At 54.5% G+C, this 24348-nt stretch carries 25 protein-coding genes; 16 read left to right on the top strand and 9 right to left on the bottom strand.

Translation table 11 applies throughout. The features are described 5' to 3' along the window. The first annotated feature begins 23 nt into the window (after positions 1–23). The 9 genes from nifE (at position 24) to ACZ46I_RS02710 (ending at position 8134) form a co-directional block, all read left to right on the top strand. Positions 24–1388 (top strand): nitrogenase iron-molybdenum cofactor biosynthesis protein NifE, encoded by a 1365-nt coding sequence (nifE, locus tag ACZ46I_RS02750; RefSeq protein ID WP_464281353.1) that lies wholly within the window; start codon positions 24–26, stop codon positions 1386–1388. 217 nt (positions 1389–1605) lie between these two features. Further along, complete coding sequence (gene nifN, locus ACZ46I_RS02745; protein WP_464281352.1) at positions 1606–2922, top strand: nitrogenase iron-molybdenum cofactor biosynthesis protein NifN; 1317 nt, start codon at positions 1606–1608, stop codon at positions 2920–2922. Further along, the gene (nifX, locus tag ACZ46I_RS02740) at positions 2919–3293 is read left to right on the top strand and encodes a nitrogen fixation protein NifX (protein ID WP_226508428.1); all 375 of its coding nucleotides are present in this window, start codon (positions 2919–2921) and stop codon (positions 3291–3293) included. Before nifN ends, nifX begins: the two co-directional genes overlap by 4 nt. A 639-nt stretch (positions 3294–3932) precedes the next feature. Then, positions 3933–4235 (top strand): type II toxin-antitoxin system RelE/ParE family toxin, encoded by a 303-nt coding sequence (locus ACZ46I_RS02735; protein WP_464281351.1) that lies wholly within the window; start codon positions 3933–3935, stop codon positions 4233–4235. Beyond that, the gene (locus ACZ46I_RS02730; protein ID WP_464281350.1) at positions 4225–5310 is read left to right on the top strand and encodes a HigA family addiction module antitoxin; all 1086 of its coding nucleotides are present in this window, start codon (positions 4225–4227) and stop codon (positions 5308–5310) included. Before ACZ46I_RS02735 ends, ACZ46I_RS02730 begins: the two co-directional genes overlap by 11 nt. 234 nt (positions 5311–5544) lie before the next feature. Continuing rightward, positions 5545–5865 carry a quaternary ammonium compound efflux SMR transporter SugE gene (gene sugE, locus ACZ46I_RS02725; protein WP_013504912.1) on the top strand — a complete coding sequence of 107 codons (321 nt, stop codon included), beginning with the start codon at positions 5545–5547 and terminating at the stop codon, positions 5863–5865. 59 nt (positions 5866–5924) lie between these two features. Then, the gene (locus ACZ46I_RS02720) at positions 5925–7169 is read left to right on the top strand and encodes a mechanosensitive ion channel family protein (protein ID WP_013504913.1); all 1245 of its coding nucleotides are present in this window, start codon (positions 5925–5927) and stop codon (positions 7167–7169) included. 84 nt (positions 7170–7253) lie between these two features. Continuing rightward, on the top strand, positions 7254–7679 hold the full coding sequence (locus tag ACZ46I_RS02715; protein WP_464281349.1) for a DUF269 domain-containing protein: 426 nt from the start codon (positions 7254–7256) through the stop codon (positions 7677–7679). A 206-nt stretch (positions 7680–7885) separates the two neighbouring features. Next, the gene (locus ACZ46I_RS02710) at positions 7886–8134 is read left to right on the top strand and encodes an RNA recognition motif domain-containing protein (RefSeq protein WP_013504915.1); all 249 of its coding nucleotides are present in this window, start codon (positions 7886–7888) and stop codon (positions 8132–8134) included. Between the two features lie 74 nt (positions 8135–8208). Here ACZ46I_RS02710 and ACZ46I_RS02705 read toward each other — a convergent pair whose 3' ends face one another. Beyond that, positions 8209–9366, bottom strand: a complete 1158-nt coding sequence (locus ACZ46I_RS02705; protein WP_464281348.1) for a class I SAM-dependent RNA methyltransferase — start codon at positions 9364–9366, stop codon at positions 8209–8211. Positions 9367–9454: 88 nt separating this feature from the next. On the opposite strand from ACZ46I_RS02705, the gene ACZ46I_RS02700 reads away from it, so the two are divergent. After that, positions 9455–9796 carry a cupin domain-containing protein gene (locus tag ACZ46I_RS02700; protein ID WP_013504919.1) on the top strand — a complete coding sequence of 114 codons (342 nt, stop codon included), beginning with the start codon at positions 9455–9457 and terminating at the stop codon, positions 9794–9796. Between the two features lie 126 nt (positions 9797–9922). On the opposite strand, the gene hisG is transcribed toward ACZ46I_RS02700, so the two are convergent. The 8 genes from hisG to hfq form a co-directional block, all read right to left on the bottom strand. Beyond that, positions 9923–10555 carry an ATP phosphoribosyltransferase gene (gene hisG, locus ACZ46I_RS02695; RefSeq protein WP_464281347.1) on the bottom strand — a complete coding sequence of 211 codons (633 nt, stop codon included), beginning with the start codon at positions 10553–10555 and terminating at the stop codon, positions 9923–9925. Next, positions 10552–11808: a UDP-N-acetylglucosamine 1-carboxyvinyltransferase gene (gene murA, locus ACZ46I_RS02690; protein WP_464281346.1), complete on the bottom strand. Its 1257-nt coding sequence runs from the start codon at positions 11806–11808 to the stop codon at positions 10552–10554. The genes hisG and murA overlap by 4 nt, the downstream gene beginning before the upstream one ends. Before the next feature lie 95 nt (positions 11809–11903). Beyond that, a complete protein-coding gene (locus tag ACZ46I_RS02685) occupies positions 11904–12275 on the bottom strand; it encodes a GxxExxY protein (protein ID WP_464281345.1) in 372 nt (123 codons plus the stop codon). A gap of 53 nt (positions 12276–12328) precedes the next feature. Further along, positions 12329–15373, bottom strand: coding sequence for a bifunctional [glutamate--ammonia ligase]-adenylyl-L-tyrosine phosphorylase/[glutamate--ammonia-ligase] adenylyltransferase (gene glnE, locus ACZ46I_RS02680; RefSeq protein ID WP_464281344.1), 3045 nt, complete (start codon positions 15371–15373; stop codon positions 12329–12331). Beyond that, positions 15370–15780, bottom strand: a complete 411-nt coding sequence (locus ACZ46I_RS02675; protein ID WP_226508437.1) for a HEPN domain-containing protein — start codon at positions 15778–15780, stop codon at positions 15370–15372. Before ACZ46I_RS02675 ends, glnE begins: the two co-directional genes overlap by 4 nt. Continuing rightward, positions 15770–16111 (bottom strand): nucleotidyltransferase domain-containing protein, encoded by a 342-nt coding sequence (locus ACZ46I_RS02670; RefSeq protein WP_226508438.1) that lies wholly within the window; start codon positions 16109–16111, stop codon positions 15770–15772. Before ACZ46I_RS02670 ends, ACZ46I_RS02675 begins: the two co-directional genes overlap by 11 nt. Positions 16112–16343: 232 nt before the next feature. After that, positions 16344–17165, bottom strand: a complete 822-nt coding sequence (locus ACZ46I_RS02665; protein ID WP_464281343.1) for an MBL fold metallo-hydrolase — start codon at positions 17163–17165, stop codon at positions 16344–16346. A gap of 2 nt (positions 17166–17167) precedes the next feature. Next, positions 17168–17398 carry an RNA chaperone Hfq gene (gene hfq, locus ACZ46I_RS02660; RefSeq protein ID WP_013504925.1) on the bottom strand — a complete coding sequence of 77 codons (231 nt, stop codon included), beginning with the start codon at positions 17396–17398 and terminating at the stop codon, positions 17168–17170. A gap of 295 nt (positions 17399–17693) precedes the next feature. Here hfq and waaF point away from each other — a divergent pair, with 295 nt between their 5' ends. The 6 genes from waaF (at position 17694) to ACZ46I_RS02630 (ending at position 24343) form a co-directional block, all read left to right on the top strand. After that, positions 17694–18701, top strand: a complete 1008-nt coding sequence (gene waaF / locus ACZ46I_RS02655) for a lipopolysaccharide heptosyltransferase II (RefSeq protein WP_464281342.1) — start codon at positions 17694–17696, stop codon at positions 18699–18701. 77 nt (positions 18702–18778) lie between these two features. Further along, positions 18779–20119, top strand: coding sequence for a UDP-glucose dehydrogenase family protein (locus ACZ46I_RS02650; RefSeq protein ID WP_464281341.1), 1341 nt, complete (start codon positions 18779–18781; stop codon positions 20117–20119). Between the two features lie 74 nt (positions 20120–20193). Next, a complete protein-coding gene (locus ACZ46I_RS02645) occupies positions 20194–21276 on the top strand; it encodes a glycosyltransferase family 4 protein (protein WP_464281340.1) in 1083 nt (360 codons plus the stop codon). Then, a complete protein-coding gene (locus tag ACZ46I_RS02640; RefSeq protein ID WP_464281339.1) occupies positions 21276–22229 on the top strand; it encodes a UDP-glucuronic acid decarboxylase family protein in 954 nt (317 codons plus the stop codon). Before ACZ46I_RS02645 ends, ACZ46I_RS02640 begins: the two co-directional genes overlap by 1 nt. An 18-nt stretch (positions 22230–22247) precedes the next feature. Continuing rightward, positions 22248–23012, top strand: a complete 765-nt coding sequence (locus ACZ46I_RS02635) for a glycosyltransferase family 2 protein (protein WP_464281338.1) — start codon at positions 22248–22250, stop codon at positions 23010–23012. Further along, positions 23009–24343: an O-antigen ligase family protein gene (locus tag ACZ46I_RS02630; RefSeq protein WP_464281337.1), complete on the top strand. Its 1335-nt coding sequence runs from the start codon at positions 23009–23011 to the stop codon at positions 24341–24343. Before ACZ46I_RS02635 ends, ACZ46I_RS02630 begins: the two co-directional genes overlap by 4 nt. Positions 24344–24348: the final 5 nt, after the last annotated feature.

The following is a 24348-nucleotide window of genomic DNA, read 5'->3' as shown; positions in this document are numbered from 1 at the left end:
CTCATCGTAGGAAGGAGCGCACCATGCACAGAACCACCCTCCCCCCACCCGATACCACCTGTGAGCACCATCAGGGCGGGCAGCATCAGCACGAGAAAAAGCCCAAGTGCGCCAAGCCCACACCCGGCGGAGCATTGGGCGGCTGCGCCTTTGACGGTGCCCAGATTGTCCTGCTGCCCATTGCTGACGCGGCACACCTTATCCACTCCCCCGCCACCTGCGTGGGCAACAGCTGGAATAACCGGGGAACCCGCTCCAGCCACAGTGCCATGTATCGTCAGGGCTTCACCACGGATCTGACTGAAATGGACATCATCATGGGAGCCGAGCAGAAACTGCTGCAGGCGGCCCTGGAACTGGCCCAGCGCTTCGCGCCCCCGGCTATCTTCATCTATTCCACCTGTGTCAGCGCCATGACGGGCGAGGACATTGGTGCCGTGGCCGCTGAAGTTGGCCGTCAGACCGGCATCCCCGTCATCCCGGTGGACAGCCCCGGCTTTGTGGGCAGCAAAAACTACGGCAACAAGATCGCGGGGCAGGTTCTGCTGGAACATGTCATTGGCACGGCCACGCCCCCCCACACCACGGATACCGACGTCGCCATCATCGCCGACTACAATATCGCCGGAGAGTTGTGGCGCATCGAGCCTCTGCTGGAGCGCGCGGGCATACGCCTGCTCAGCCGCATTACCGGCGACGCCACCTACGCTGAAGTGGCCTGGGCTCACTACGCCCGTGCCAATATGGTAGTGTGCAGCCGCGCCCTGGTGGACATGGCCCGCCAGCTGGAGGCAAAACACGGCATTCCCTACTTTGAAGGCTCATTCTACGGCATGCAGGCCACCAGTGACGCCCTGCGCACCATGGCGCGCATGCTGAAAGTGCCGGAAATACAGCAGCAGGTGGAAGCGGTGATTGCCAGCGAGGAAGCCCGCACCCGCGCCGCTCTGGCCCCCTACCTGCCTTTTCTGAAAGACAAGAAGGTCTTCGTCTACTCCGGTGGCGTCAAGAGCTGGTCCATGGTCTTTCAGCTGGAAGAGCTGGGGATGGAAGTGGTCGGCAGCGGTATTCGCAAATCCTCGGAAGAAGACATCGAACGCCTGCGCATTCATTTTGAAGGAACCCAGAAGATCATGCTGGAAAAGGGCGATGGCGCCATGATGCTGGAACTGCTGGAACGCGAAGGCGCCGACGTCTTCATCGCCGGCAGCCGCAATATGTTCACCGCCATGAAAGGGCGCTACCCCTATGTGGACGTCAACCAGGAACGCATCTTCTCCTATGCCGGCTATGACGGCCTGGTGGAACTGGCCCGCCAGCTCTACCACACCATGACCTCGCCCGTATTTGACGTGGCGCGCACCACCGCGCCCTGGGAAAACCCGTAAGTGAACTCATGCAAAGCCAGGAAGCTACCATAAAAGGCAATTGCTCTCGCCCGTTCGCTGCGCTCACTCAAGTCGCCAGGAACGCCAAGAAGAACACAAGCACAGCAAGGCTTTTACCAACATATCTTTGCGCCTTTGCGTCTTGGCGAGAAAACTCTGCCTTTTCTGTATTTTGTCACGCGGTAACCATGAACCGTTACTTCAAAGGAGCCTATAAATGAGCCATCGCAACCTGCACGTCAATCCACTGAAAAAAAGCTCCGTCTTCGGTGCCACCCTGGCCATGCTGGGTATAGACCAGGCGCTGGCGCTGCATCACGGTTCCCAGGGCTGCACGGCCTTCACCAAGAATATCCTCACCCAGCACTTCCGCGAAATCACCCCCATGCAGACCACGGCCCTGTGCGATATTGCCACCATCATGGGCGACGACGTCAATCTGCACGAGGGGCTGAATACCATCATCACCAAAGCCCAGCCGCGCCTGGTGGGCCTGATCACCACCGGCGTCAGCGAAACCAAAGGCGACGATGTGGAAGGCGGTGTCAGGCGTTTCTACGAAAAATATCCCCAGCACGCAGGGGTACCCGTCATCACCATCAACACCCCCGACTACCAGGGCGACGCCCAGTGGGGCTATGTGCAGGCCGTGCAGGCCCTGCTTGACCAGCTGCCCATCGCGAAGCAGCCCGTCAACCCCCGTCAGATCACCGTGCTGGCCAGCATGGCCCTGACGCCGGGAGATGTGGAAGAACTGAAGGAAATCATCGCCGACTTCGACCTGGAGGCCATCGTCCTGCCCGACCTGGGGGCCACCATGGGCGGCGGCGTGGATCATTACATCAAGGTGCCCGAAGGCGACTACCCCCTGGAAAAACTGCTGCAGGTGGGGGCGTCGGCCCACACCATTGCCATCGGCGCCAGCATGGAGGAAGTCGCCCGCAGCCTGCAAGAGCGCTTTGGTACCTCCATCAGCCTGCTTCCTTCCCTGATCGGAGTTCACAACAGCGACAACTTCATTATGGCCCTCAGCCGCATCAGCGCAAAGCCCGTGCCGCTAAAATACAGCCGCCAGCGTCGCCAGCTGCTGGACGCCATGCTGGACAGCCACTTCTTCTATAACGGCAAAAGCGTCATCATCGCCGCCGAGTCGGACCTGGCACTCAGCATGGCCGACTTTCTGCACCACGAAACTGGCCTGGACATCGCCTGCGCCATCGTCAGCCACCGCCTGCCAGGCGAATCCGACCCCCAGTACCCCATACTCACCGGCGACCTGGGCGACCTGGAAGACCTGGCCAACGGCTGCAGCGCCATCATCACCAACAGCAACGGCATCCTGGCCTCCACCAGGAAAAACATCCCCCTGCTGCGGGTAGGCTATCCCATCAAGGATCGCCTCGGCGAACAGCTGAAAGTCTTTATCGGCTACCGGGGCAGCCGCAATCTGGTCTACGAACTTGGCAATATCTTTCTGGAACAGGACGAAGAAGCATCATTTCATTACAAGAACATTCGAGGAGTACCGGCATGAAAGTCGCATTCTGCACCAACAGCCTCAAGGAAGTGGACGAACACTTTGGCCGCTCCCACCAGATGGCCATCTACAGCGTGAAACCCGAAGGGTATGAGTTTGTGGAAGTACGGGAAATGGGCGCCGTGGACAGCGCCCAGGACGCCCACGCCAGCAGCATCGAACGCAAAGTGCAACGCATCAAAGACTGCGCCATCGTGTACATGACCGAAATCGGTGGCCCCGCAGCCGCAACCGTCGTGCGTTCAAAAATTCACCCCGTGAAAGTTCCCGCGCCCCAGCCTATCGATGACATCCTGGCATCACTGCAGAAAGTGCTGGCCGGATCGCCGCCACCCTGGTTGCGCAAAATCATGCAGCAGGAGGGATAAAGGAAGAACCGCGCATGGGCGCAAATACACGCGAATAAGCGTCAGCCATTCCCCTCCACTGGAGGGGTGGCGCGAAGCGCCGGGGTGGTCGTCCAAAGCGGGTAGCAACTTCTTTTTTTGCCACAGAAAAAGGCAGGACATGAACACCAGACAATATGATCAAGTAAACAAGGGGAGATAATGCGCTCTTGCGCATTATCTCCCCACTTTTCGTTGCAGTATCCCAAGTAATATTACCTATGAGTACACATTCGCGCACATGGCAACGAACGCATTCTCAGCCCCAAGAATGCAGCCTGGGGCTCTTTTTTCATGGATTCGGAAAATACCTGCGAAGACTTCATGGAAGAACGGTGCAATCAACATGCATGGCAGATAAGTCAAATCGCATCCACCACGCGAAAATAGCTTTCTGCTTTCTAGAGCTAAAGCCAATGAAATTCAATGGCTTGAAGTGTAAAGCAGCTGGCGTAGTCAAGACTATGCAGCCGCGCAATATAAACACCCTTGATAAAACACCAGTAATTTCATAGCACCACTTTTGACTCCTAATTATATCTCGACTTCCTTGTGCTTTGCGTATACTATTCACCCCATAGGTGAATGCCGCAAAAAAGAGTCGCACCAAAGGTATCCGTTTTGGAAATTGATTTTAGAACAAATAAGCTTGAGAAGTGCTTCAAAGACAGCAATCAAGCGAATAAAGAATTTGGTGCTCAGGTTGGTCGTAAATACATTCAGCGTATCAATTTGATTAAAGCAGCTAAAGACCTAGATGCAGTGAATAAGCTGCCAGGCTTACGTTGCCACCCCCTAAAAGGCGATCGCAAGGGGCAGTACGCAGTAACCCTTACAGGTTTTTATAGGTTAATATTTACGGTAGAGGGTGATAGGTTAAATATCGCAATGATTGAAGAAGTGAGTAAACATTATGATGACTGATCAAAACCATATTTCTGATTTAGCCATCCCTCCAGGTGAGTATCTGGAGGAGGTGCTTGATAGTCTAGAGCTTAGTCAGGCTGAATTAGCTCGCAGAATGGGAAGACCTCCTCAGGCTATTAATGAAATAATCAAGGGAGAGAAAGCAATTACATCTGATACGGCTATTCAACTTGAGCAAGTTGTAGGTGTGCCGGCTGAGTTTTGGAATAATTTAGAATCCGAGTACCGTTTGGTTCTCGCAAAGGAACAGGAGTTACTTAAGGCTCAAGAGGAAACTGAATCGGTTTCAAAATTTCCATATCTTGAAATGAGTAAACTCGGTCTAGTAAAGACAACTCGTGATGCTATCGAGAAAGTAAGAGAACTAAAAAAGTTTTTTGGAGTATCTTCTTTATCCAATATCGAAAATGTCAGAGAATACTCTCCTGCGTTTAGACTATGTGAGAAAAGGGCAATTAGCAGAGAAGCAATTGCTGCTTGGTTGAGAACAGGAAATTTGATTGCATCTGAGCAAGAGGTTTGTAGTTTCGATAAAAGTGCTCTTAAAAGCAGCATAGAGGACATAAGATCTCTGAGCTTAGAACCTGATCCAAACAAAATGCTTGCTTCTTTAGGGTCACTGCTAGCTACCTGCGGTGTAGCATTAGTAGTTATTCCTCACTATCCTAGGACTTATGTTACTGGGGCTACGTTTTGGCATGGCAAGAACAAGGCAGTAGTAATGATGTCTATGAGAGGGAGCTGGAGTGATATATTTTGGTTTAGTTTAATGCACGAACTAGCCCATATACTATTACATGACAAAAGAATCACTTTCATTGAAGGTGGCAATAGCAGTAGCGATCAATATAAAACCCAGGAAGAAGAAGCTGATGATTTTTCAAAAGAAGTTTTAATCCCAAAGTTTTCGTATGATGAATTTTTATCTAGGCTTGATTTTAGTCCTGCTTCTATCTCTGCATTCGCTGAGTCTATAGGCATACATCCAGGTATCGTTACAGGAAGACTTCAACACGATAAGTACCTCAGCCATTCACAGCACCACCATAGAATTAGATATAAGTGGAAATAGCACTTCTATAATCGCTGTCACGGCAACGCATTTTTCATAGCAGCTTTGCACCACACTATGCAACTAGGCAAGGTGCAATCCACTGGTTTTTCTGCAATTTGCAGGGAAATCCCAAGTCACGCGATCAACATCGCCGATGGGATTTTTTCGGCAGCCTCTGCCCTTCGGAAGTGGGGACGACCCCACCGCTCCAATACACTCCGGGGACGACCCCGCACGTTGAAAGGACGTTTCATGGCCTGGATTATTCTTGCCATTGCAGGGTTGTTTGAGGTGGCTTGGGCGATTGGGCTGAAGTACACTGAGGGCTTCAGCCGGCTGTGGCCGACGGTCGGGACGGTATTGGCCATGGCGGTCAGTCTCTGGCTGCTGGGTGTGGCGATGAAGTCGCTGCCGGTGGGTACGGCCTATGCCATCTGGGTGGGCGTGGGCGCGGTGGGAACTGTGATACTGGGTATTGTGCTGTTTGGGGAGCCGGTCAATGTGGCTCGTCTTATCAGCGTGGCCCTGATTATTGCCGGTATCATCGGCCTGAAGCTTGCGACTACGGCTTGATGCAGGTTTTACTGAAATATTGCGAAAACTGGCAGTTGTAGCCAAGGAGTTGTGAAAATATGCATGAATCGATGAAGAAATGGCTTTCGGCGTATGGTGTGGAAATGACGGAGCTGGTGATGGTGATTTCGGCACTGGCGCTGATTTTTACCATATCCCTTGTGATTCACGTTGTTCTGCACTGGGGGGTCATTCGCAATGCTGAACGCATGGCGCGTAAGTCAGCAACTCCCTGGAAGTCGGCTTTTTTCGAGCGCAGTCTCTTTAATCGTCTGGCTTTGGCGCTGCAGGGTATTATCATCTATGTTCAGGCTGATCTGTGGCTCAGCCCTGAGGTGTTTGTCCAGCCTCTGCTGCAGACCCTTGCGCACCTGTGGGTTCTCTTCTTCGCATTGCTTTCGCTGTTCTCACTGCTGGATACTCTGCTGGATCTGACACGCGATACGGCGCTGTCCCGTGCGCTGCCGCTGCGGGGCATCTCCCAGGGGATCAAGCTGGTAGGCTCAATTCTGATTGGCATCCTGATTATTGCTGCCCTTATCGGCAAGTCGCCGGTTATCCTCTTCAGCGGTTTGGGTGCCATGACCGCCATTACCATGTTGGTGTTCAAGGATCCCATCATGGGTCTGGTGGCGGGTATTCAGCTTTCTGCCAATAACATGCTCTCGGTGGGCGACTGGCTGGAGATGCCCAAGTACGGGGCCGATGGCGATGTTATTGATATAGGATTGACGACGGTCAAGGTTCGCAATTGGGATAATACCATTACCGCTATTCCCACTTCGGCGCTGATTTCCGACTCCTTTGTCAACTGGCGGGGTATGACCGATTCCGGTGGCAGGCGCATCAAACGCAGCTTTTTCATTGATGCCAGCACGGTGCACTTCCTGGATGAAAGCGAGCTGGAGCGTCTGCACAAGGCGAAACTGCTGGGGCCCTATCTTGATAAGAAAATCAATGAGATCAATGAATATAATCGGGAGCTGCAGGCCGACCTCTCATCCCTGGTGAATGGGCGTCGTCTGACCAACCTGGGTACCCTGCGCGCCTATCTGCAGGAGTACCTGACCAACCATCCGCAGATTCACAAGGGGATGACCCTGATGGTTCGCCAGCTGCAGCCAGGATCAAGCGGTATTCCCATTGAGCTCTACTGCTTTACCAATACCACGCGCTGGGTTGAGTACGAGAGTATCCAGTCGGATATCTTTGACCATATTCTGGCGGTTCTGCCTGAGTTCAATCTGCGGGTGCACCAGGCACCAACAGGCTACGACATGCGGGCCATGGGCAGGGAACTCTGACATCGTCATCCTGTTGGCATGTTCCCTGCAGACTTCAGTGCCAGCCTTCTGTATGGGCAAATTTTCGCGAGTACTGGAGTGAACATGACAAGTTCTGTCCCTTTCTTCACCAGTTTGGTTGAAAAGCTACGCAGTTATGACAGCTATGGCAGCTGGAAGAACAAAACCGATGCGCAGATTGTGCATCCCCTCATAAAAACCAAAGAAGACAAGAAGCAGATCGACACCAACACGGCACCGGATCAGCGGCATTTGTGGTTTGTGCGTATGTTCTTCGAGGCGGTGGCCCTGGCAGCCGAGAAGCGGACGGGTGCCATGATGGTGGTGGCCCTTGATATCAACTTTGAGGGGTTTGGTCGCGCGTTGATTTTCCACGAAGAGCGAATCTTGTTGCATCGCAGCCTGCGCAATGTGCAGAAATTTGGTTTCGCCAGCCTGGAAGAGCTGACCGGTGAGGGGGAAAAGCTGGTGGCGATAATCGGGGAGCGCTTTGCCGATTCCGGGAATTGAACGGCGTTTCAATGCCATAAGAGCTGCTTGTGCCATTGCTTGAGTGTCGCGTGGATTTTGTTGCGAAGAGCGTTTTTTGCTGACAAGTAAAAAAATATTTGCTATATGGTGGTTTTAACGTTGCTTCTTATTCGCACAGGATTGCCGGGTTCTGGTCAAGCTTGTCCCAAGAAAGCACGACATTTTTTTTGAAGGATTGAGAGATTATGAAGTCTATCTATGTTGGCAACCTGCCATTCAGCACCACTGAAGACGAACTGGGCAACCTCTTTGCAGAGTATGGTGACGTGTACTCCATCAAGCTGATCGCTGACCGTGAAACCGGCAAACTGCGCGGTTTTGCCTTTGTTGAAATGGAAGACAACGAGAGCCTGGCGGCTATCGAAGCCCTTGACGGCTTTGAGTTCGGCGGACGCAAACTGCGTGTGAACGAGGCTCGTCCCCGCAACTTCTGAGCACACGAAATTTTCACACATACGAAAGCCCCGACTCCCTGGAGTCGGGGCTTTTTTCGTAATCTGGCAGAGCTTCAACGCTCCAGCATAGCCAGCATTTCCAGGTGGGTGGTGTGCGGGTACATGTCAAAACCCTCCAGGTGGGTAAGGGTAAAGGCAGAGTTTTCCTGAAGGAAGCGCAGGTCGCGGGCCATGGTGGCAGGATTGCAGCTGATGTAGATCAGCTTTTTGGCGTGGCTTGCGAGAATTCTGCTGGTCATGCCCCGGCCGAGGCCGGTGCGGGGCGGATCGACCACAACGATTTGACGATCGCTGCCGATGGCGGATTTTTCTGCGTCGCCTGCCTGGAAGCGGGTGTTGGCAAGGTCGCGGCAGTTGCGCCGTGCCAGTTTCACCGCTGGAGCAGATATCTCCCAGGCCTCCAGGGAGGCAGCACCTGAGGCGATGGCCCGCGAGAAGGTTCCGCTGCCGCAGTAGCCTTCAAAGACATGCTGTCCGGCGCAGGCGCTGGCAACGTGGCTGGCCATAAGGACAGTGACAAAGGGGTTTGCCTGGGCAAATCCGGCGCTGTCAAGGAGCATGGGACCAAAGCCATAGTCTTCCTGAACCATTGGGGGGAAGCCTTCAACAGGTTCGCAGGCGCGGTGATCGCGGAAGCTGACGGCGGCGCTGGCCTGACGGGCGGAAGCCAGCAGCAGGTAATCGCCGTCCCTGGGAGGTCGCGCGGCCATGTCCTGTACCACCTGCTGCAGGGGTGGTGCCAGCACCGGGCAGTTGGCGATGGACACGATCTGATTGGTGCCACGGGCAAAAAAACCGACCTGGCCCTGGCACACCTTGAGCTGGGCGCGGTGGCGATAGGCCACAGGTTCGGGCGAGGGAACCAGCGGGATTTCCCGGATCATGGACTGTCCGGCCAGGGTCTCCTGGGCCATGCGCTGTTTAAGGCTGACCTGGTCGGGGTAAGTGATATGCATCAGATCGCATCCGCCGCACTGCAGGTAGTGGGGGCAGAAGGTTTCGACGCGCTGGGGCGAGGGTTCGAGTATCGCTGTCACCTCAGCACGCATGTGGCGTTTTTTTTCCTGGGTGACACGCGCCTGTACCTGGTCGCCGGGGGAGGTGGCGGGCACGAAAACGGCCTTATCCCGGGCGTACCCCAGGCCAATTCCCGGCGGAGCATATTTTTCAATGGTCAGGGCGATGGACTCCCCGGATTGCTGGTGTTTCATAAAAATTCTGCTTTCTTGACTTTTGTCAAAGGCGCTTGGTGGTAAAGGGGTTATAGTCTGCGGAAATATCCGATTTCTGGAGGTTCCCATGAGCTTGATCAAGAATATCACCCACACCGAAGTGCATCAACTGGCTGGACTGGTCGAATACGGCGAAGGCAAGGTGGTCAGCCGCACCCTGACCCAGACGCCCCATGTGGGCCTGACCCTGTTTGCCTTCGATGCCGGTGAAGGCATCAGTACCCACAGCGCCCCCGGCGATGCCATGGTGCAGATCCTGGATGGCAGCGCCGAGATCACCATTGGCGAAACCACGGTGGTGGTGAAGACTGGCGAAGTGGTGGTCATGCCCGCCGACATCCCCCACGGCCTGAAGGCCAAAGAGCGCTTTAAGATGCTGCTCTTTTTTGTGAGCAGCCCGAAGAAGTAGATTGACCTGAACTCTGCGTGGCGCTTTCCATAAGCGCAAAGGTTTCACACAAAGCCCTCTACGAACAAAGGCCACTCTGGAGAAGAGTGGCCTTTTGCTGTTCAGGTGACGTTTTTCAGAAGCCTGTCAGAGCTGCCCGGCCATGTCCGCCAACAGCTTTTCAATCTGGGCGTGGCGGTTTTTCATGCTGTTGCGGTTGGTGATGACCCGGCAGGTGGAGCGGAAGATGATCTCTTTGACTTCCAGGCCGTTCTGGCGCAGGGTTTCGCCGGTTTCCACAATATCCACCACCCGGTGGGCCAGCCCCACCAGCGGTGCCAGCTCGATGGAGCCGTAGAGTTTGATGATTTCCACATCGACGCCTTTGGAGGCGAAGAATCGCTCGGCCACGTTCACCATCTTGGTGCCCACGATGGTGCCGTTATAGCCGGGGTTCTCGGCAGAGTAGCCCTTGGGCTCCGCCACCACTACATCGCAGCCACCAAATCCCAGGTCCAGGGGTTCGTAGAGGTCGCAGGTGGATTCCTCGATAGTGTCCTTGCCGCAGATACCCACATCGGCAGCGCCGTGGTGTACATAGGTGGGAACGTCCTGGGCGCGCACGATCATGAAGGTGACGGGTTGCTCCTGCAGGGGGAAGATCAGCTTGCGCGAACCGCTGAACATGTCGCGGCAGCCAAAGCCGATCTTCTCGAATATTTTCATGGACTCTTCCTGAATGCGCCCCTTGGGCAGCGCGATCACCAGGTTTTTCTTCATTCCCGTACCCTTTCTATTTTGGCTCCCAGGCGGGAGAGTTTTTCTTCAATGTGGTCGTAACCGCGATCCAGGTGGTAAATGCGGCTGATTTCACTGGCTCCGCTGGCGGCCAGGGCGGCAATCACCAGGGACGCGCTGGCCCGCAGATCTGTTGCCATGACCGGAGCACCCTTGAGACTTGGTTTGCCCTTGACAATGGCCCGTGAGCCCTGCACTTCGATATCGCAGCCCATGCGGCGCAGTTCTGCCACGTGCATGAAGCGGTTTTCAAAGATGGTTTCCTCGATAACGCTGACCCCCGTACCACGGCACATCAGGGCCATGTACTGGGCCTGCATGTCGGTGGGGAAGCCGGGGTAGGGACTGGTGGCCATGTCGCGGCAGGTGATGCCGTTGCCGTAAATATGTATGAGTTCATCGTCACACTCAATGCGGATGTCGCAGTCGCGCAGCTTGATGATAACGCTTTCCAGATACTGGGCCACTTCGATGGGCAGGGTGACGTGCCCGGCCGTGATGGCCGCCGCCGCCATGAAGGTTCCCGCCTCAATGCGGTCGGGCATGACGCTGTACTCGGTGCCGCGCAGCTCGTCAACGCCGTGGATGGTGATGGTGTCGGTTCCGGCGCCTTCAATATGGGCTCCCATGGAGGTCAGGCAGCGGGCCAGATCCACCACTTCCGGCTCCTTGGCGGCGTTTTTCAGCACGGTTTTGCCCTTGGCCAGGGTGGCGGCCATCATGATATTTTCGGTGCCCGTAACCGTTACCGTGTCAAAATAAATGGCCGCTCCCCGCAGTTCTTCGCAGCGGGCGATGATGTAGCCATCCACAATATCCAGCTCCACCCCCATCTTGCGCAGAGCGTCCAGGTGCAGGTTGACCGGACGGGCGCCAATGGCGCAGCCACCGGGCAGGCTCACCCTGGCTTCGTGGTAGCGGGCCACCATGGGGCCGAGGAAGAGAATGCTGGCGCGCATGGTCTTCACCAGCTCGTAGGGGGCTTCCAGGCGATTCATGCCGTTGCGGTGAACGTGGAAGCAGTTGGTCGCTTCATCAAGCTCGCAGGTGGCGCCCATGTGCTGCAGGATTTTGCTGATGGTGTAGATATCCCGCAAACGGGGCACGTTGTTGATTTTCATGGGCTGTTCCGTGAGTACGGAAGCGGCAATGATGGGAAGGGCGGCGTTTTTGGCTCCGCTGATATTCACATGACCCTGTAGCGGTACACCGCCGTGAATGATGAATTTGTCCATGAAGATTGAAGTCCTAACGTTAGTTTATAAGAGGTTTTCACACCAAGGCCACAAAGACACCAAGAAGAGGTGGTCTGCGAAGCAGGGGGTGTTTGTCAATTAATGACTCTGGATATACCATTTTTTATGAGCAGTTCACTGAAGTTTATCAAGAGCCCCAGTTTCTTTCCAGAAAGTCTGAGGTACGTCAGAAGTTGCTTTTTATGCACGGGTTGAATCTTTTCAACTGACTTTAACTCTACGATTAATACATTCTCGATGAGAAGGTCAGCCCGATACCCTTCCTCCAGATGTAACTTGCCATAGGTCACCGGGACTGGAAACTGACGGTGAACTTTCAGCCCCCGGTTTTCCAACTCATAGGCCAGGACAGCCTCATAGGCAGATTCCAGCAAACCTGGACCAAGCTCTGTATGTATTTTGTAGCAAGCATCAACAACAATAGAGGCAGCAGCATCTTCTGTCATTGCAACTCCAGGTTTCCCTTGGTGCCTTGGTGAACTTTGTGTGAGATATGGTTTTATCCCTCCCGTAGCTTGCCAAAGTACTTTGCAAAAAGCTCCCGCACGTCACGGCTGGTTCTGGTGTAGCACTCCAGCAGTGCGGCACCGGCTGTTTTGCCATATCCCATGCGAAATGCCAAGGGATTCAGCTCCTGGGCGTTCAGATTTATGCGGCTGCTGGCATTGTCCTGGTATATTTTTACCATATTTTCCAGGTGCCGGTAGAACAAATACCCCTGGCGCAGTGTTTCGCCATCCGTGTTTTCCCAGGCTCCCATGGCCTGCAGCTGGTCCAGCAGGTCGAAGGTGCGGTTGGCATCCAGCAGTTCAGGGAAAGACTTCGCATGGTATATCTGCATGGCCTGGCTGAGAAACTCAATGTCCAGCAATCCCCCCGTTCCGGCCTTGTAGTCGTGGTGCTTTCCGGTGCTGCCGCCTTTTTCCTTTTCGATGCGCAGGCGCATGTCGTGGATTTCGGTGAACTGCTCGGGCGTAAAGGGCTGGCCGAATACGGCTTCGTTCACATAGCTGCGGAAGCGCTGGTAGAGGCTTTCATCGCCACAGACGTAGCGGGCCTTGAGGAGCATCTGCTTTTCCCAGGTCATGGCGTGCTGGTTTTCGTGGTACTCCACAAAACCCTGCAGGGGGGTGACCAGGGTTCCAGCATCGCCGTTGGGTCGCAGGCGGGCGTCGACCTTGTAGCAGATGCCCCGGCTGGTGGCAACGCTGAGGCGGTTGATGAGGCGCTGCACCAGGCGCACGAAGTACTCGTTGTTGCGCAGGGTTCCGCCACTGCCGCCAGTTGTCTCCCCGGCGCCGTCATAGAGGAAGATCAGGTCCAGGTCGCTGGAGTAGTTCAGCTCCCGTCCGCCGAATTTCCCCAGGCCGACGATGGTGAAACCGCAGTGGCGGTCTTCGCACATGGGCTGCCCGTATCGCTCGGTAAGTTCGGCGCAGACATAGTCGTACACCACGCGCACCATGGCATCGGCCAGATTGCTGAGCACGGCGGTGGAGGAAGAGACGTCCAGCTTGCCTCGCAGTTCGCGAAAGCCGATGTGCAGAAACTCCATGGCCTTGAAGTAGCGCAGGTGATCCAGGAAGGCTTCCGTATCCTTCCTGAAAGGCTGAACCTGCTCCATGAGAAGCTGCTGATAGGTGGTGGCGTCGGGGATGTCCTCCTCGGTCCAGGGTGGTGAGAGCAGGATATCGGTGGTTTCGGGGTAGCTGTTGATGAGGTTGGAGAGGTAGGCGCTGCTGGCAAAGACAGTAATAAAAGTGCCGATGGCTTCCGGGTTGGAGTAGAAGAGCTTCATTACGCGACCTTTGCGGGCAGCAGCGGTGTAGAAGCGTTCGAAGTTGTTGAGGGCCATGTCGGGGTCGGGGCTCTGGTCAATGTGATTCAGCAGAGCCTCTGCCACGGAGCGCAGCTTGCGGTGTTCCTCTTCGTGGTGCAACGCCTGTTCCAGGATGGTGTAGATATTCACCGCCGCCTTGCGGGGGTTGGCGAAGGAGTATTGGGAGAGCATGGGCACCAGCTCTTCGCGGCTGTAGTTGCCGGAGAATATTTCCGTTGGCACCGCGCTTTCCTGGTGTTCCTCCACAAAGAGGGTGCTGAAGTACTCATGCACCAGATCCATGGTGGCGCGCAGTTCGCTCCAGAACGCCTCTGTGTTGTCAAAGCCCATTTGACGGGCCATGCGCAGCTGGAAGGATTCGTCATCGGGGATCGTATGGCTCTGGCGCTGGTCAAACATCTGCACCCGGTGCTCCACCCGGCGCAGGAACTGGTAGCACTGCCACAGCTCCTCGGATTCGCAGCGGTCGATATACTTCTGATCGCGCAGCACATCCAGGGCGCGTACGGTGGAAAACTGGCGCAGGGAGGTGTCCTTGCCGCCGTAGAGCAGCTGGATGATGGAGATAAAGAATTCGATTTCGCGAATACCACCACGGCCAAGCTTTACGTTGCTGTGAATGTTCTTGCGCACCTTGACGTCGATCTTGTCCTTGAGCTCGCGGATGGAGAGCACGGTGTTCTCGTCCATGTATTTGCGGTAGATGAATGGCCGTACCATGGCCTGAAACTGGCGCACCAGCTCATCGTGGCCGCCCACCGGGCGCGCCTTGATCAGCATGCTGCGCTCCCAGGTCTGGCCCATGGTGCTGTAGTAGTTTTCGTAACCCTGCAGGGCCAGGCAGATTTCGCCGGTATCGCCATCGGGGCGCAGGCGCAGATCAACGCGGAAGACAAAGCCATCCTCGGTGTTTTCGGACATAGAGCGGGTAATCAGCTTACTGAGCTCCACAAAGAACTGGTGGGTCTCGATGGCGCTGCGGCTGCCACCGGTGGTCATGCCCCGATAGGCCGAGTCGTACAGGTACATGATATCCACATCGGAGCAGAAGTTCAGGTCGCCGCCGCCCAGCTTGCCAAGGCCGATAATGGCGAAGTGAGCCCGCTTGTGCTGGCCGGTGTCGTAATCCTCGTACATGGGCTCGCCAAAGCGCTGCACCAGGCGCTGCCAGGCATAGCGATAGGACAATTCCAGGGTGATCTCGGCCAGCATGGACAGGTCTCCCAGCAGCACTTCCAGGGAATCAAGCCCCAGCAGATCGCGCAGGGCGAACTCAATCATCTTGCCGTTACGGTAGGAGCGCAGGGCGCGGATGAAATCCTTTTCCTCCATCTCCATCATCTGCGCCTCCAGGCGCAGAAAATCCGGCTGTTGATAGCGGTAGGCCGGCGGATACGCCTCGGGACGCCGGTGGCACAGGCGCAGCAGATTCGCATCCCGCTGCATCAGCTTGGCGATGAAAGCGCTGGAAGAGAGAAGCGCTGCCAGGCGCTCCAGGGAGTCGTCATCCCATTGCCGGGCAAACTCTTCACGGTTGCTTGCCACCACCCGCTCCAGATGGTTGAGGAACAGATCGGCATCATAGGACTCCGTTGCCTGGTGCCACAGGCGCTGGCACCAGGCATGATCCACGTCAAGGTCCAGGTGGCTGGCGATGTATGCAAGGTTTTTTTGTGCGGAAATTTCGTCGGCGAAGTGTGTCATGGGGTTTGCTCTGAAGTGGTATCTTGAAGTATTGAACCTGCCTGGTGGAAAATATCCTGGGCCATGCGCCTGAACTTTTGAGTAATTTGCAGAGAGGGTTTGCCTGCGGGTAATATTCCGAGGTCGCCGGGATAACGGCTATCGATGTAGATTTCGTTAATCATTTCCAGGGTACTGAAATCATCAACGCAAATTAAATGCTGCACATAACCGTAGAGTTTCTCCAGATTGTGCGATTTTGGTACATCTTTTTGTTCATACTCAAGGAGTGCTTTAAACGTTTTCTCTATCGCCTGCTGCGCGTGAAAAGCCGCGATATTTGTCAAGTTGGGGTTACGCAGCAGCTCGTCAATTGCGTCAAGGTCATCTTTTGCTGCGCGAAGCCAATGCAGGGCATTACTGTCCATACAACCTCACTCCTTCGCTGCAGATCTTGCGGGCAAAACTGGAATTACGTTGCACGAATTTTTGATTCATGGCTTTCGTATGGACAAGCAGATCGAAGTCATATATGCGTTTCAGGTCGCGTAAAGCAGAGGAAATGCGAAGCTTGACTGCCATTTTTTGTTCAAAATCCTGTGGAATGAATTCGTCCTTGGTCACCACATACAGGTCAATATCACTCTCATCATCAGGTTTTCCCCAGGCATGGCTGCCAAAAAGAATAATGCTTTCTGGTTCGAGGGGTTGGAGCCGTTCGACTATCTGTTTTTTCAGTACTTCAATATTGGTGGTCATAATTTCATCCTCCAACTGCCTTGCCAATATAGCGTGTAACTCTTTACGGTGTGTTGGTACTCGCGCCAGCATTCCTCCCAGAGACGCTCACTTTCGTCCGAGGACCTCCGTCTCTGCCGCTCGCCATCCGGGCTCGCTCTCGGAATACTGGCGCTCCTGCTGAAAAACGCAGGGTAGCTGTGAAAGGTGACTATAGCGTAACCTTTCCTGTTGAGGTCACTTGTGATGCCTGCTACACCGCAATCGTGGAGCCGACCATATGCTGCCGTGTACCGTACAGCTGGGTATTGCTCGCTTCCATGCTTTCCAGTGCCCGTTTGCTCTCCTGGTAGGCCAGGGCCGGGATATTGTTTTCGGCACTCAGGTGGGAGAGGATAACGTTCTGCATGCCATCCCACCATACCTCCTGCAGAAACGCCGAGGCTTCGCGGTTGGATGCGTGGCCGGTGCGGGAGCGCACCCGCTGTTTCAGGGGCCAGGGGTACTTGCCCTCCATCAGCATGATCTCGTCATGGTTGGACTCCATCACCAGTGTGTGGCACCCGATGGCGTACTGTTTGATCAGGCTGGTGTAAATGCCCGTATCGGTCACATAGCACAGGTGACGGTTCTGCAGGGAACTGATGCGAAAACCCACCGGATCGGCGGCATCGTGGGAAACACTGAAAACCTCCACACCCGCGTCACCAAGGGAAAAGGACGTGCTGTTGTGCAGGGGGACAAACTGGTGAAAATCGCCCACGGAGTTTACGGTGCACTCACCCGTGAGTTGGGTGGCGTACACCGGAACGCGGAAACGGCGGGAAAAGACCCCCGCGCCGCAGACGTGGTCGGAATGTTCGTGGGAAAGCAAAATGGCGTCAATGGAGTGTTCGTCAACGCCGATGGAGTTCAGCCGCTGAACCAGGGATTTGCAGTTGAGCCCCGCGTCAATCAGAAAGCGCGTCTTCGGCGTCTCTACCAGGGCCGCGTTCCCCTTGGAACCGCTGGCAAGAACCGTCAGGCGCATCTCGCCCCCGGAGCCCGACCACAGGGAGCCAGGTGCTGCACACATACCTATTGCGGCTCTTTCTGGATGGACATTGGGACATTGGGCTGGATTGTGCTGATGGCATGTTTGTAGACCATGCGGATGCCCTCATCGCACTTCATGATGATAATATAGCTGTCGTAGGAATCCACCGTGCCCATCATGCGCACACCATTGGTCAGGTAGACCGTCACCGGAACCCGGTCTTTCCTCGCCACAAATAAAAAAGCGTCCTGCAGGTTGATATTTTTACTCATACACACCCCCGAGTTGCGTTCGCCGCGCAAAGCAAAATAAAGTAACGTGGACAAGAACATACACCGTTTTCGCATGGGGTTCAAGGGGATACTGCCCCCTGCAGCCGAGGTTGGGAGGTTGTAATCGTGCCCTTGCTGCAGGGCATGTCGCCTGCGTCGGCATGCAGCCTTTTCCCGGTTGACCAGCGAAGGACGGTAAGGTAACCTTAAGTGTTTGCGTAAAACCTCTTTTGCTGCAGATTCTTCGTGGGGCAAATGCAGGCAGAAAGTATCTTGAAAAAGTTGGCGTTACTTCATGAACATATTGATTATTGGCCCCTCCTGGGTGGGCGACATGGTCATGGCCCAGAGTCTCTTTCTTTCCCTGAAAAATCGTTATCCTGAGTGCAGCATTGACGTGGTTGCGCCTGCATGGTCTGCGGGGTTGCTTGCCCGTATGCCCCAGGTGCGGCAGGCCCTGAGTCTCCCCACGGTACACGGAAGGCTTGACTTGGGCATACGCTGGAAACTTGGCCGGCAGCTGCGTGGAAAATATGACTGGGCCATTGTGTTGCCTACTACCTGGAAGTCTGCCCTGGTGCCTTGTGTCGCCCGCATTCCCAAGCGTACGGGGTTTCGCGGCGAAATGCGTTATGGCTTGCTGACGGACATCAGGACTCTTGATGAAGGCAAGCTTTCCATGACGGTTCAGCGCTACCTGGCCCTGGGAGAGAAGCCTGACGCCTCCCTTCCCCCGCAGCATATTCCCTTCCCCCGGCTTGTGAGCAACCGGGAAAAAGGCGCTGAACTTCGCAAGAGGTTTTGCCTCGACCCTGCACGACCCGCTGTTGCCTTTTTCCCCGGTGCCGAATATGGCCCTGCCAAGCAGTGGCCCCTGGAGTACTTTGCTCAACTGGCAGCGCGGCTGGCGGGCGAAGGGAAGCAGGTGTGGGTCATCGGTTCCGCCAAGGATCGCGAAGCAGGTGATCATATCTGCCAGGCAGCGGATTTCACCTTCAACCTCTGCGGACAGACCAGCCTTGAAGAAGCAATAGACGTTATTGCCATGGCCGAGGCGGCCGTTACGAACGATTCAGGGCTCATGCACGTGGCAGCCGCCCTGGACACTCCCGTTGTTGCCATTTACGGCTCATCCAGCCCCGATAAAACCCCACCACTGACCGATAAAAAGAGTATCCTGCGCAGGGAACTCGACTGCGCTCCCTGCTTTGAACGCACCTGTGCGCTGGGCCACATGGACTGCCTGCGGGGCATCAGTGTGGACGAAGTGTGGGCCGCTGTGCAAAGGGCTCTTCAGCTGTAATGAATACGGGCAATTGCTCCTGCAGGTAAAGACCGTGTCTTGGCCTGAAGGTACTACTCACTTTTTCCGGAGGATATATGCGACTTGTTATGATAGGAACCGGTTACGTTGGTCTGGTAAGCGGCGCCTGCTTTGCCGAAATGGGTAACAATGTTACCTGCGTAGACATAGACGAAAAGAAAATCAATGGTTTGCATCAGGGTATTATTCCCATCTATGAGCCGGGCCTTGACACCATGGTGAAAGAGAATATGGGAAAAGGAACCCTGCACTTTACCACAGACCTCAAAGAAGCCCTGGAAAAATGCGAAATCGTTTTTATCGCAGTGGGCACTCCCCAGGGTGAGGATGGCAGCGCCGACCTGCAGTATGTTCTTGCTGTTGCCAAGTCTATTGGTCAGCTTATGCAGCAGCCTCTCATTATTGTGGATAAATCGACAGTGCCAGTGGGAACCGCCGATAAAGTCCGTGCTGCTATAGCAGCGGAACTGCAGACCCGTAAAGCGGATATTGACTTTCACGTGGTATCAAATCCGGAGTTCCTGAAAGAGGGTGCGGCTATCGATGACTTCATGAAGCCGGATCGCGTGGTAATCGGCAGCGACCATCCCGTTGCCATGGAAAAGATGAAAGAGCTCTACGCCCCTTTTACGCTCAACCATGATCGATTCATCGGTATGGATGTGCGCAGTGCCGAGATGACAAAATACGCCGCGAACGCCATGCTCGCTACTAAAATCAGCTTTATTAATGAAATTGCCGCCATCTGTGAAAATGTCGGGGCCGATGTGAATAAGGTGCGCATTGGCATAGGCAGTGATCGACGTATTGGCTACAGCTTTATCTACCCCGGTTGTGGCTATGGGGGGAGCTGCTTTCCGAAAGACGTAAAAGCGCTGGAGAAGATTGCCCTGGAATCCGGAGTGCAGCCCCGGATTATTCAGGCCGTAGAGGCAGTGAACCAGCATCAGAAGACTACCCTGGAACGCAAAATTGTCCAACGGTTTGGCGATAATCTCAGCGGCATGACGTTCGGCATCTGGGGGCTCAGCTTTAAACCTGAAACCGATGATATGCGCGAGGCCCCCAGTATTGTGCTCATTAATGCTCTTGTCAAAAGAGGGGCAACGGTTCAGGCTTACGACCCGAAAGCTGCTCATGAAGCACAGGAAGTTTATCTGAAAGGGGTTCCTGTTACCTATTGCGACAGCAAGTACAGCGCTGTGAAGGATGCCGATGCCTTGGTGCTGGTAACGGAATGGAAAGAATTCCGCAGCCCCGATTTTGACGAAATGAAAATGCGCCTGAAGAACCCCATTATTTTCGATGGTCGCAATCAGTATAACGCAGGTCGTCTCAGCGAAATGGGTTTTGAGTACTACCAGATTGGTGTTTGCGGGGAGAGTGCAAGAAAGTAGCGGGCAACGCCACAGATGGGGGTTTTTCAGCAGCCTGTTAAAAGTTTTCCCCTGGCGGGTGAATTGAGAGACATATGAAGGTACTTATTGTTACGGGATTTAGTGATGCTCCGGAAACACAGCTCTTTCTGGGGCTGGCGCAGAAAGGAGTTGAACTGGAAATTATCTGCCCGGAAAAGGCACGGGGAGTTTCCCGGTTCAAGGAGGCAGGAATCCCGGTGTTTTCCGGTGAGTCGCGCAGCCGATTTGACAAGGAAATACGTGCACTTATCCGACAGCGCCTGCACGATTTCCAGCCGGACATTCTCCACCTCCTGAACAGCAAAGCTATCTCCAATGGTATTGCCGCATCCCATGGCTTGCCTGTGCGGATAGTTGCCTATCGCGGAGTTGTGGGCGGAGTGAGTTTTTTTGACCCATCTTCATGGATGACATACCTTCACCCGCGTGTCAGTCGTGTGGTCTGTGTGGCTGACGCTATACGCCAGTGGTTTGTTCAGCATCGCCTTTTGGGGTATCCGCGAACCAGCAGGTTTGTGACTATCTACAAAGGCCATAAGACAGACTGGTATGCGCCTGCCTCCAGGCAGGCGCTTCAAGAGGAATTTGGCATACCGGATAATGCACTTGTTGTTGCCAGCGTGGCGAACTACCGCAAGCATAAAGGGCTTGAGTTGTTGGTAGAGAGCGCTTCCCACTGGCCTGCCCATGTCCACTTGCTTCTTATTGGCAATATGGAAGGTTCTCCCCTTCAGGGTATGGCCCTTCAGAGTGCGGCCCATACCCGCATTCACTTTGCCGGTTCGCGCCCTGACGCTGCCGCGCTGGTTGGTGCCTGTGATGTGTACGCGCTGTGCGCGTATAAAAAAGAGGGCCTGCCAAAGACGGTCATTGAGGCGATGTGCCAGGGAGTTCCACCAGTCGTCGCCGATTCCGGTGGTTCTCCTGAGTTGATCGAGGATGGTATCAGTGGCATTGTCGTACCTCCCCGGAGCGTTGCGGCACTGACCGAGGCGATTAACTCCTTGATAGAAAATCATGCAAAACGTATAAACATGGGTGCCAAGGCAAAGCAGCGGATAGAGGAGCACTTCTCTCCTGAGCAGACAGTGCTGCAGACATTGAAACTGTATCAAGAAGTATTGGAGGAGGAGTGATGATAAAAAAACGTGTTCTGGTAACCGGTGGCTCTGGTTTTGTGGGCTCGCACCTTTGTGAGAGATTGTTACAGGATGGTCATGAAGTCCTGTGCGTGGACAATTTTTTTACCGGCAGCAAGCACAATATCGCTCATCTGCTGAATGAACCGTACTTTGAGCTCCTGCGCCACGATATCACCTTTCCCCTCTATGTGGAGGTGGATGAAATATACAACCTGGCATGCCCTGCCAGCCCGGTGCACTATCAGTTCGATCCGGTGCAGACCACCAAGACCTCGGTGATGGGTGCCATCAACATGCTGGGCCTGGCGAAACGCCTCAAGATCAAGATATTCCAGGCCAGCACCAGCGAAGTATATGGTGATCCCGAAGTGCATCCCCAGCCCGAATCCTATCGAGGCAGTGTCAACCCCATCGGTCCACGCGCCTGCTATGACGAAGGCAAGCGTTGCGCGGAAACCCTCTTCTTTGACTACTACCGTCAGCATAGCCTGAAAATCAAGGTGGCTCGTATTTTCAATACCTACGGCCCCCGCATGCACCCCAACGATGGTCGCGTTGTGAGTAATTTTATCGTGCAGGCACTGCAGAATCACCCCATCACAGTTTATGGAGATGGCACGCAGACCCGGAGCTTCTGCTATGTGGATGACCTGGTTGAAGGGTTTGTACGCCTGATGGAGAAGACGCCTGACGACTTTACCGGCCCGGTAAACCTGGGGAATCCCGGTGAGTTTACCATGCTGGAACTGGCGCAGCAGGTTATTGACCTGACCGGATCGCGGTCGGAGATAGTCTTCAAACCATTGCCTGCCGACGACCCCAAGCAGCGTCAGCCCGATATTGCACTGGCGCGCAAAGAACTTGGATGGGAGCCGCAGATCAAGCTGCGCGACGGGTTGGCATCCACCATCACCTACTTTGATAATCTCCTGAAATCTTCGCGATAACACCACAGAGGCCCCTCCATGAAACTCCCCCTCTCTGTTGCTGTGATAACCCTGAATGAAGAGGCGAACATTGGCCGCTGCCTGGAAAGCGTCAAAGACATTGCCGCAGAAATCGTGGTCGTTGACTCTGGGTCACGCGATAAAACCGAAGAGATAGCCCGGTCATACGGTGCGAATTTTATGCACAATCAGTGGCCAGGGCACGTCAGACAGAAGAATTTTGCCCTACAACAATGCACAAAGCCTTGGGTGCTCTCCCTGGACGCTGATGAATGCCTGACTCCAGAGCTGACACAAGCGATAGCGAATCTTTTCCGAAATGGTGAACCAGCGGAAGATGGCTACCAGCTCAATCGCCGAACCGAGTATCTCGGTGAATGGATCTGGCACGCCTGGTACCCTGAGTGGAGGTTGCGCCTGGTGCGGCGGGAAAAGGCCGAGTGGCAGGGACGCGATCCGCATGACAAGCTGACCGTGGCTGGCACAAGCGTCAGGCTCAAGGGTGGCGATTTCCTTCATTACACCTATCGGGATTTCAGCCACCATATGGAGCAGACGGTCAAGTATGCCCGCATTGGTGCCCAGGCGGCTCTTGAACGCGGGGAGACCTTCAGTGGACGGAAACTGCTGCTTTCTCCCCTGGGGCGTGCGCTGAAAATGCTCGTTTTGCGCCAAGCCTGGCGCGATGGCTGGCGAGGCATGATTATTACCTTTTCCAGCGCCATGAGTGCGTTTTTAAAATATGCCTATATGTATGAGCAGAAGGGAAGGACCAGGCATTGAGCTTTTCGCAACCTGCTCCTTTCTTCACCGAAAAATATGAAAACCGCTCCCTGCTGATTCTGCGCTACGCTTCACTTGTGGCGCTCATTCTTTTTCTGCTGGGTATGGGCGGAGCAAAGCCCCTCAAGGATGGTGGAGCAATTCTGCTGTTTTGTCTCTTCTGGGCCCATGGTAGGCATGCCGTAGATTACATGAAGTCATCGCGGCTTGCTCAGATCGCGCTCCTGCTGTTTGCATATTTCCTGATAAGGACCATTATTTCCGCCTCGGGAGAGGGGGTCGAAGTTGCGCGGGAATGGGATCGATTCTGGCGTCACTCACGCATTCTGCTGCTTGCCGTTTTGCCATTTTTTCTGCAGCAAGTGCGTTTATACCACGTCTATCTGCTGGTGGCATTTTCGGTGACCGCCCTGACCTTTTACGATTTGCAGCAAATTGGTGGACTGACTCAGTTGCTTGATCCCGGCAACCGAATCTACCTGTCCATCAACCAGCAGTGGATGGGTTTAACCCTGGCAACTCTCATGCTCGCTTCAGTCTGGTTTGTCAGCAGTCTGATGGTCACCAGGGCGCTTTCCACGGTGCAAAAGCTTTCCGCTGGCAGCCTTGTGTTGATCGTAAATGTGTATTGGTTTTTGGCCATGCTGGCCATTCAACCACGCGCCGCAGTCGGCGCGTTGGCGCTTGGCGCCATGGTGGCTTTTGCTGTCGCGATTTTTTTGGGTTTTACTTCAAAAAGAGAAGGGAAAAGCGTGCTGATGTTCTCCGGCGTGCTTTTTTTCGCAGCTGTTATAGCAGCGGGGTACTTGTTTTTCGGCAACCAAAGCAGTTCGGTGGAGAGATTTGCAGATGATAATGTCTTGCATATGCTGCAGCCTTTGCAAAGCCTTGACATTGATTCGCTGAAAACTATCCCCGACAGTAGTTCCGGGTATCGACTGAAGATGTGGGGAGTCAGCTTGCTGGCGATTCCTGAAGCGCCGTTATTTGGCCATGGAATCAACAGCGTTGAGGCACTTTTTGCAAAGCACCGGGAGCTTGGTATTTACCACTTTAACCATGCGCATAACACGTATCTTGATATAACTTTGCGCTTTGGTCTGGTGGGTTTGTTTGCCTATCTCTGTCTTTGGATACTTGCCCTTTGGCAGGCAGTGAAAAACTATGCGTCCGGGTATCTGAGTATCCTGGGGCTGAGTTCCCTGCTTGGAATGTATATCATGTTTCTCTTTGCGCTTTTTTTTGAGTCATATAACCTGCCGTCCCATGGATGGTATATGGTAGTTTTGATGATGTCGCTGATGACTGTTCCATGGAAGAAAAAGAGTTAGTGAGA

Source organism: Desulfurispirillum alkaliphilum, from assembly GCF_055378285.1.
Note: the sequence above shows the minus strand (reverse complement) of the source record. Positions and strands in the feature narration are given on the sequence as shown.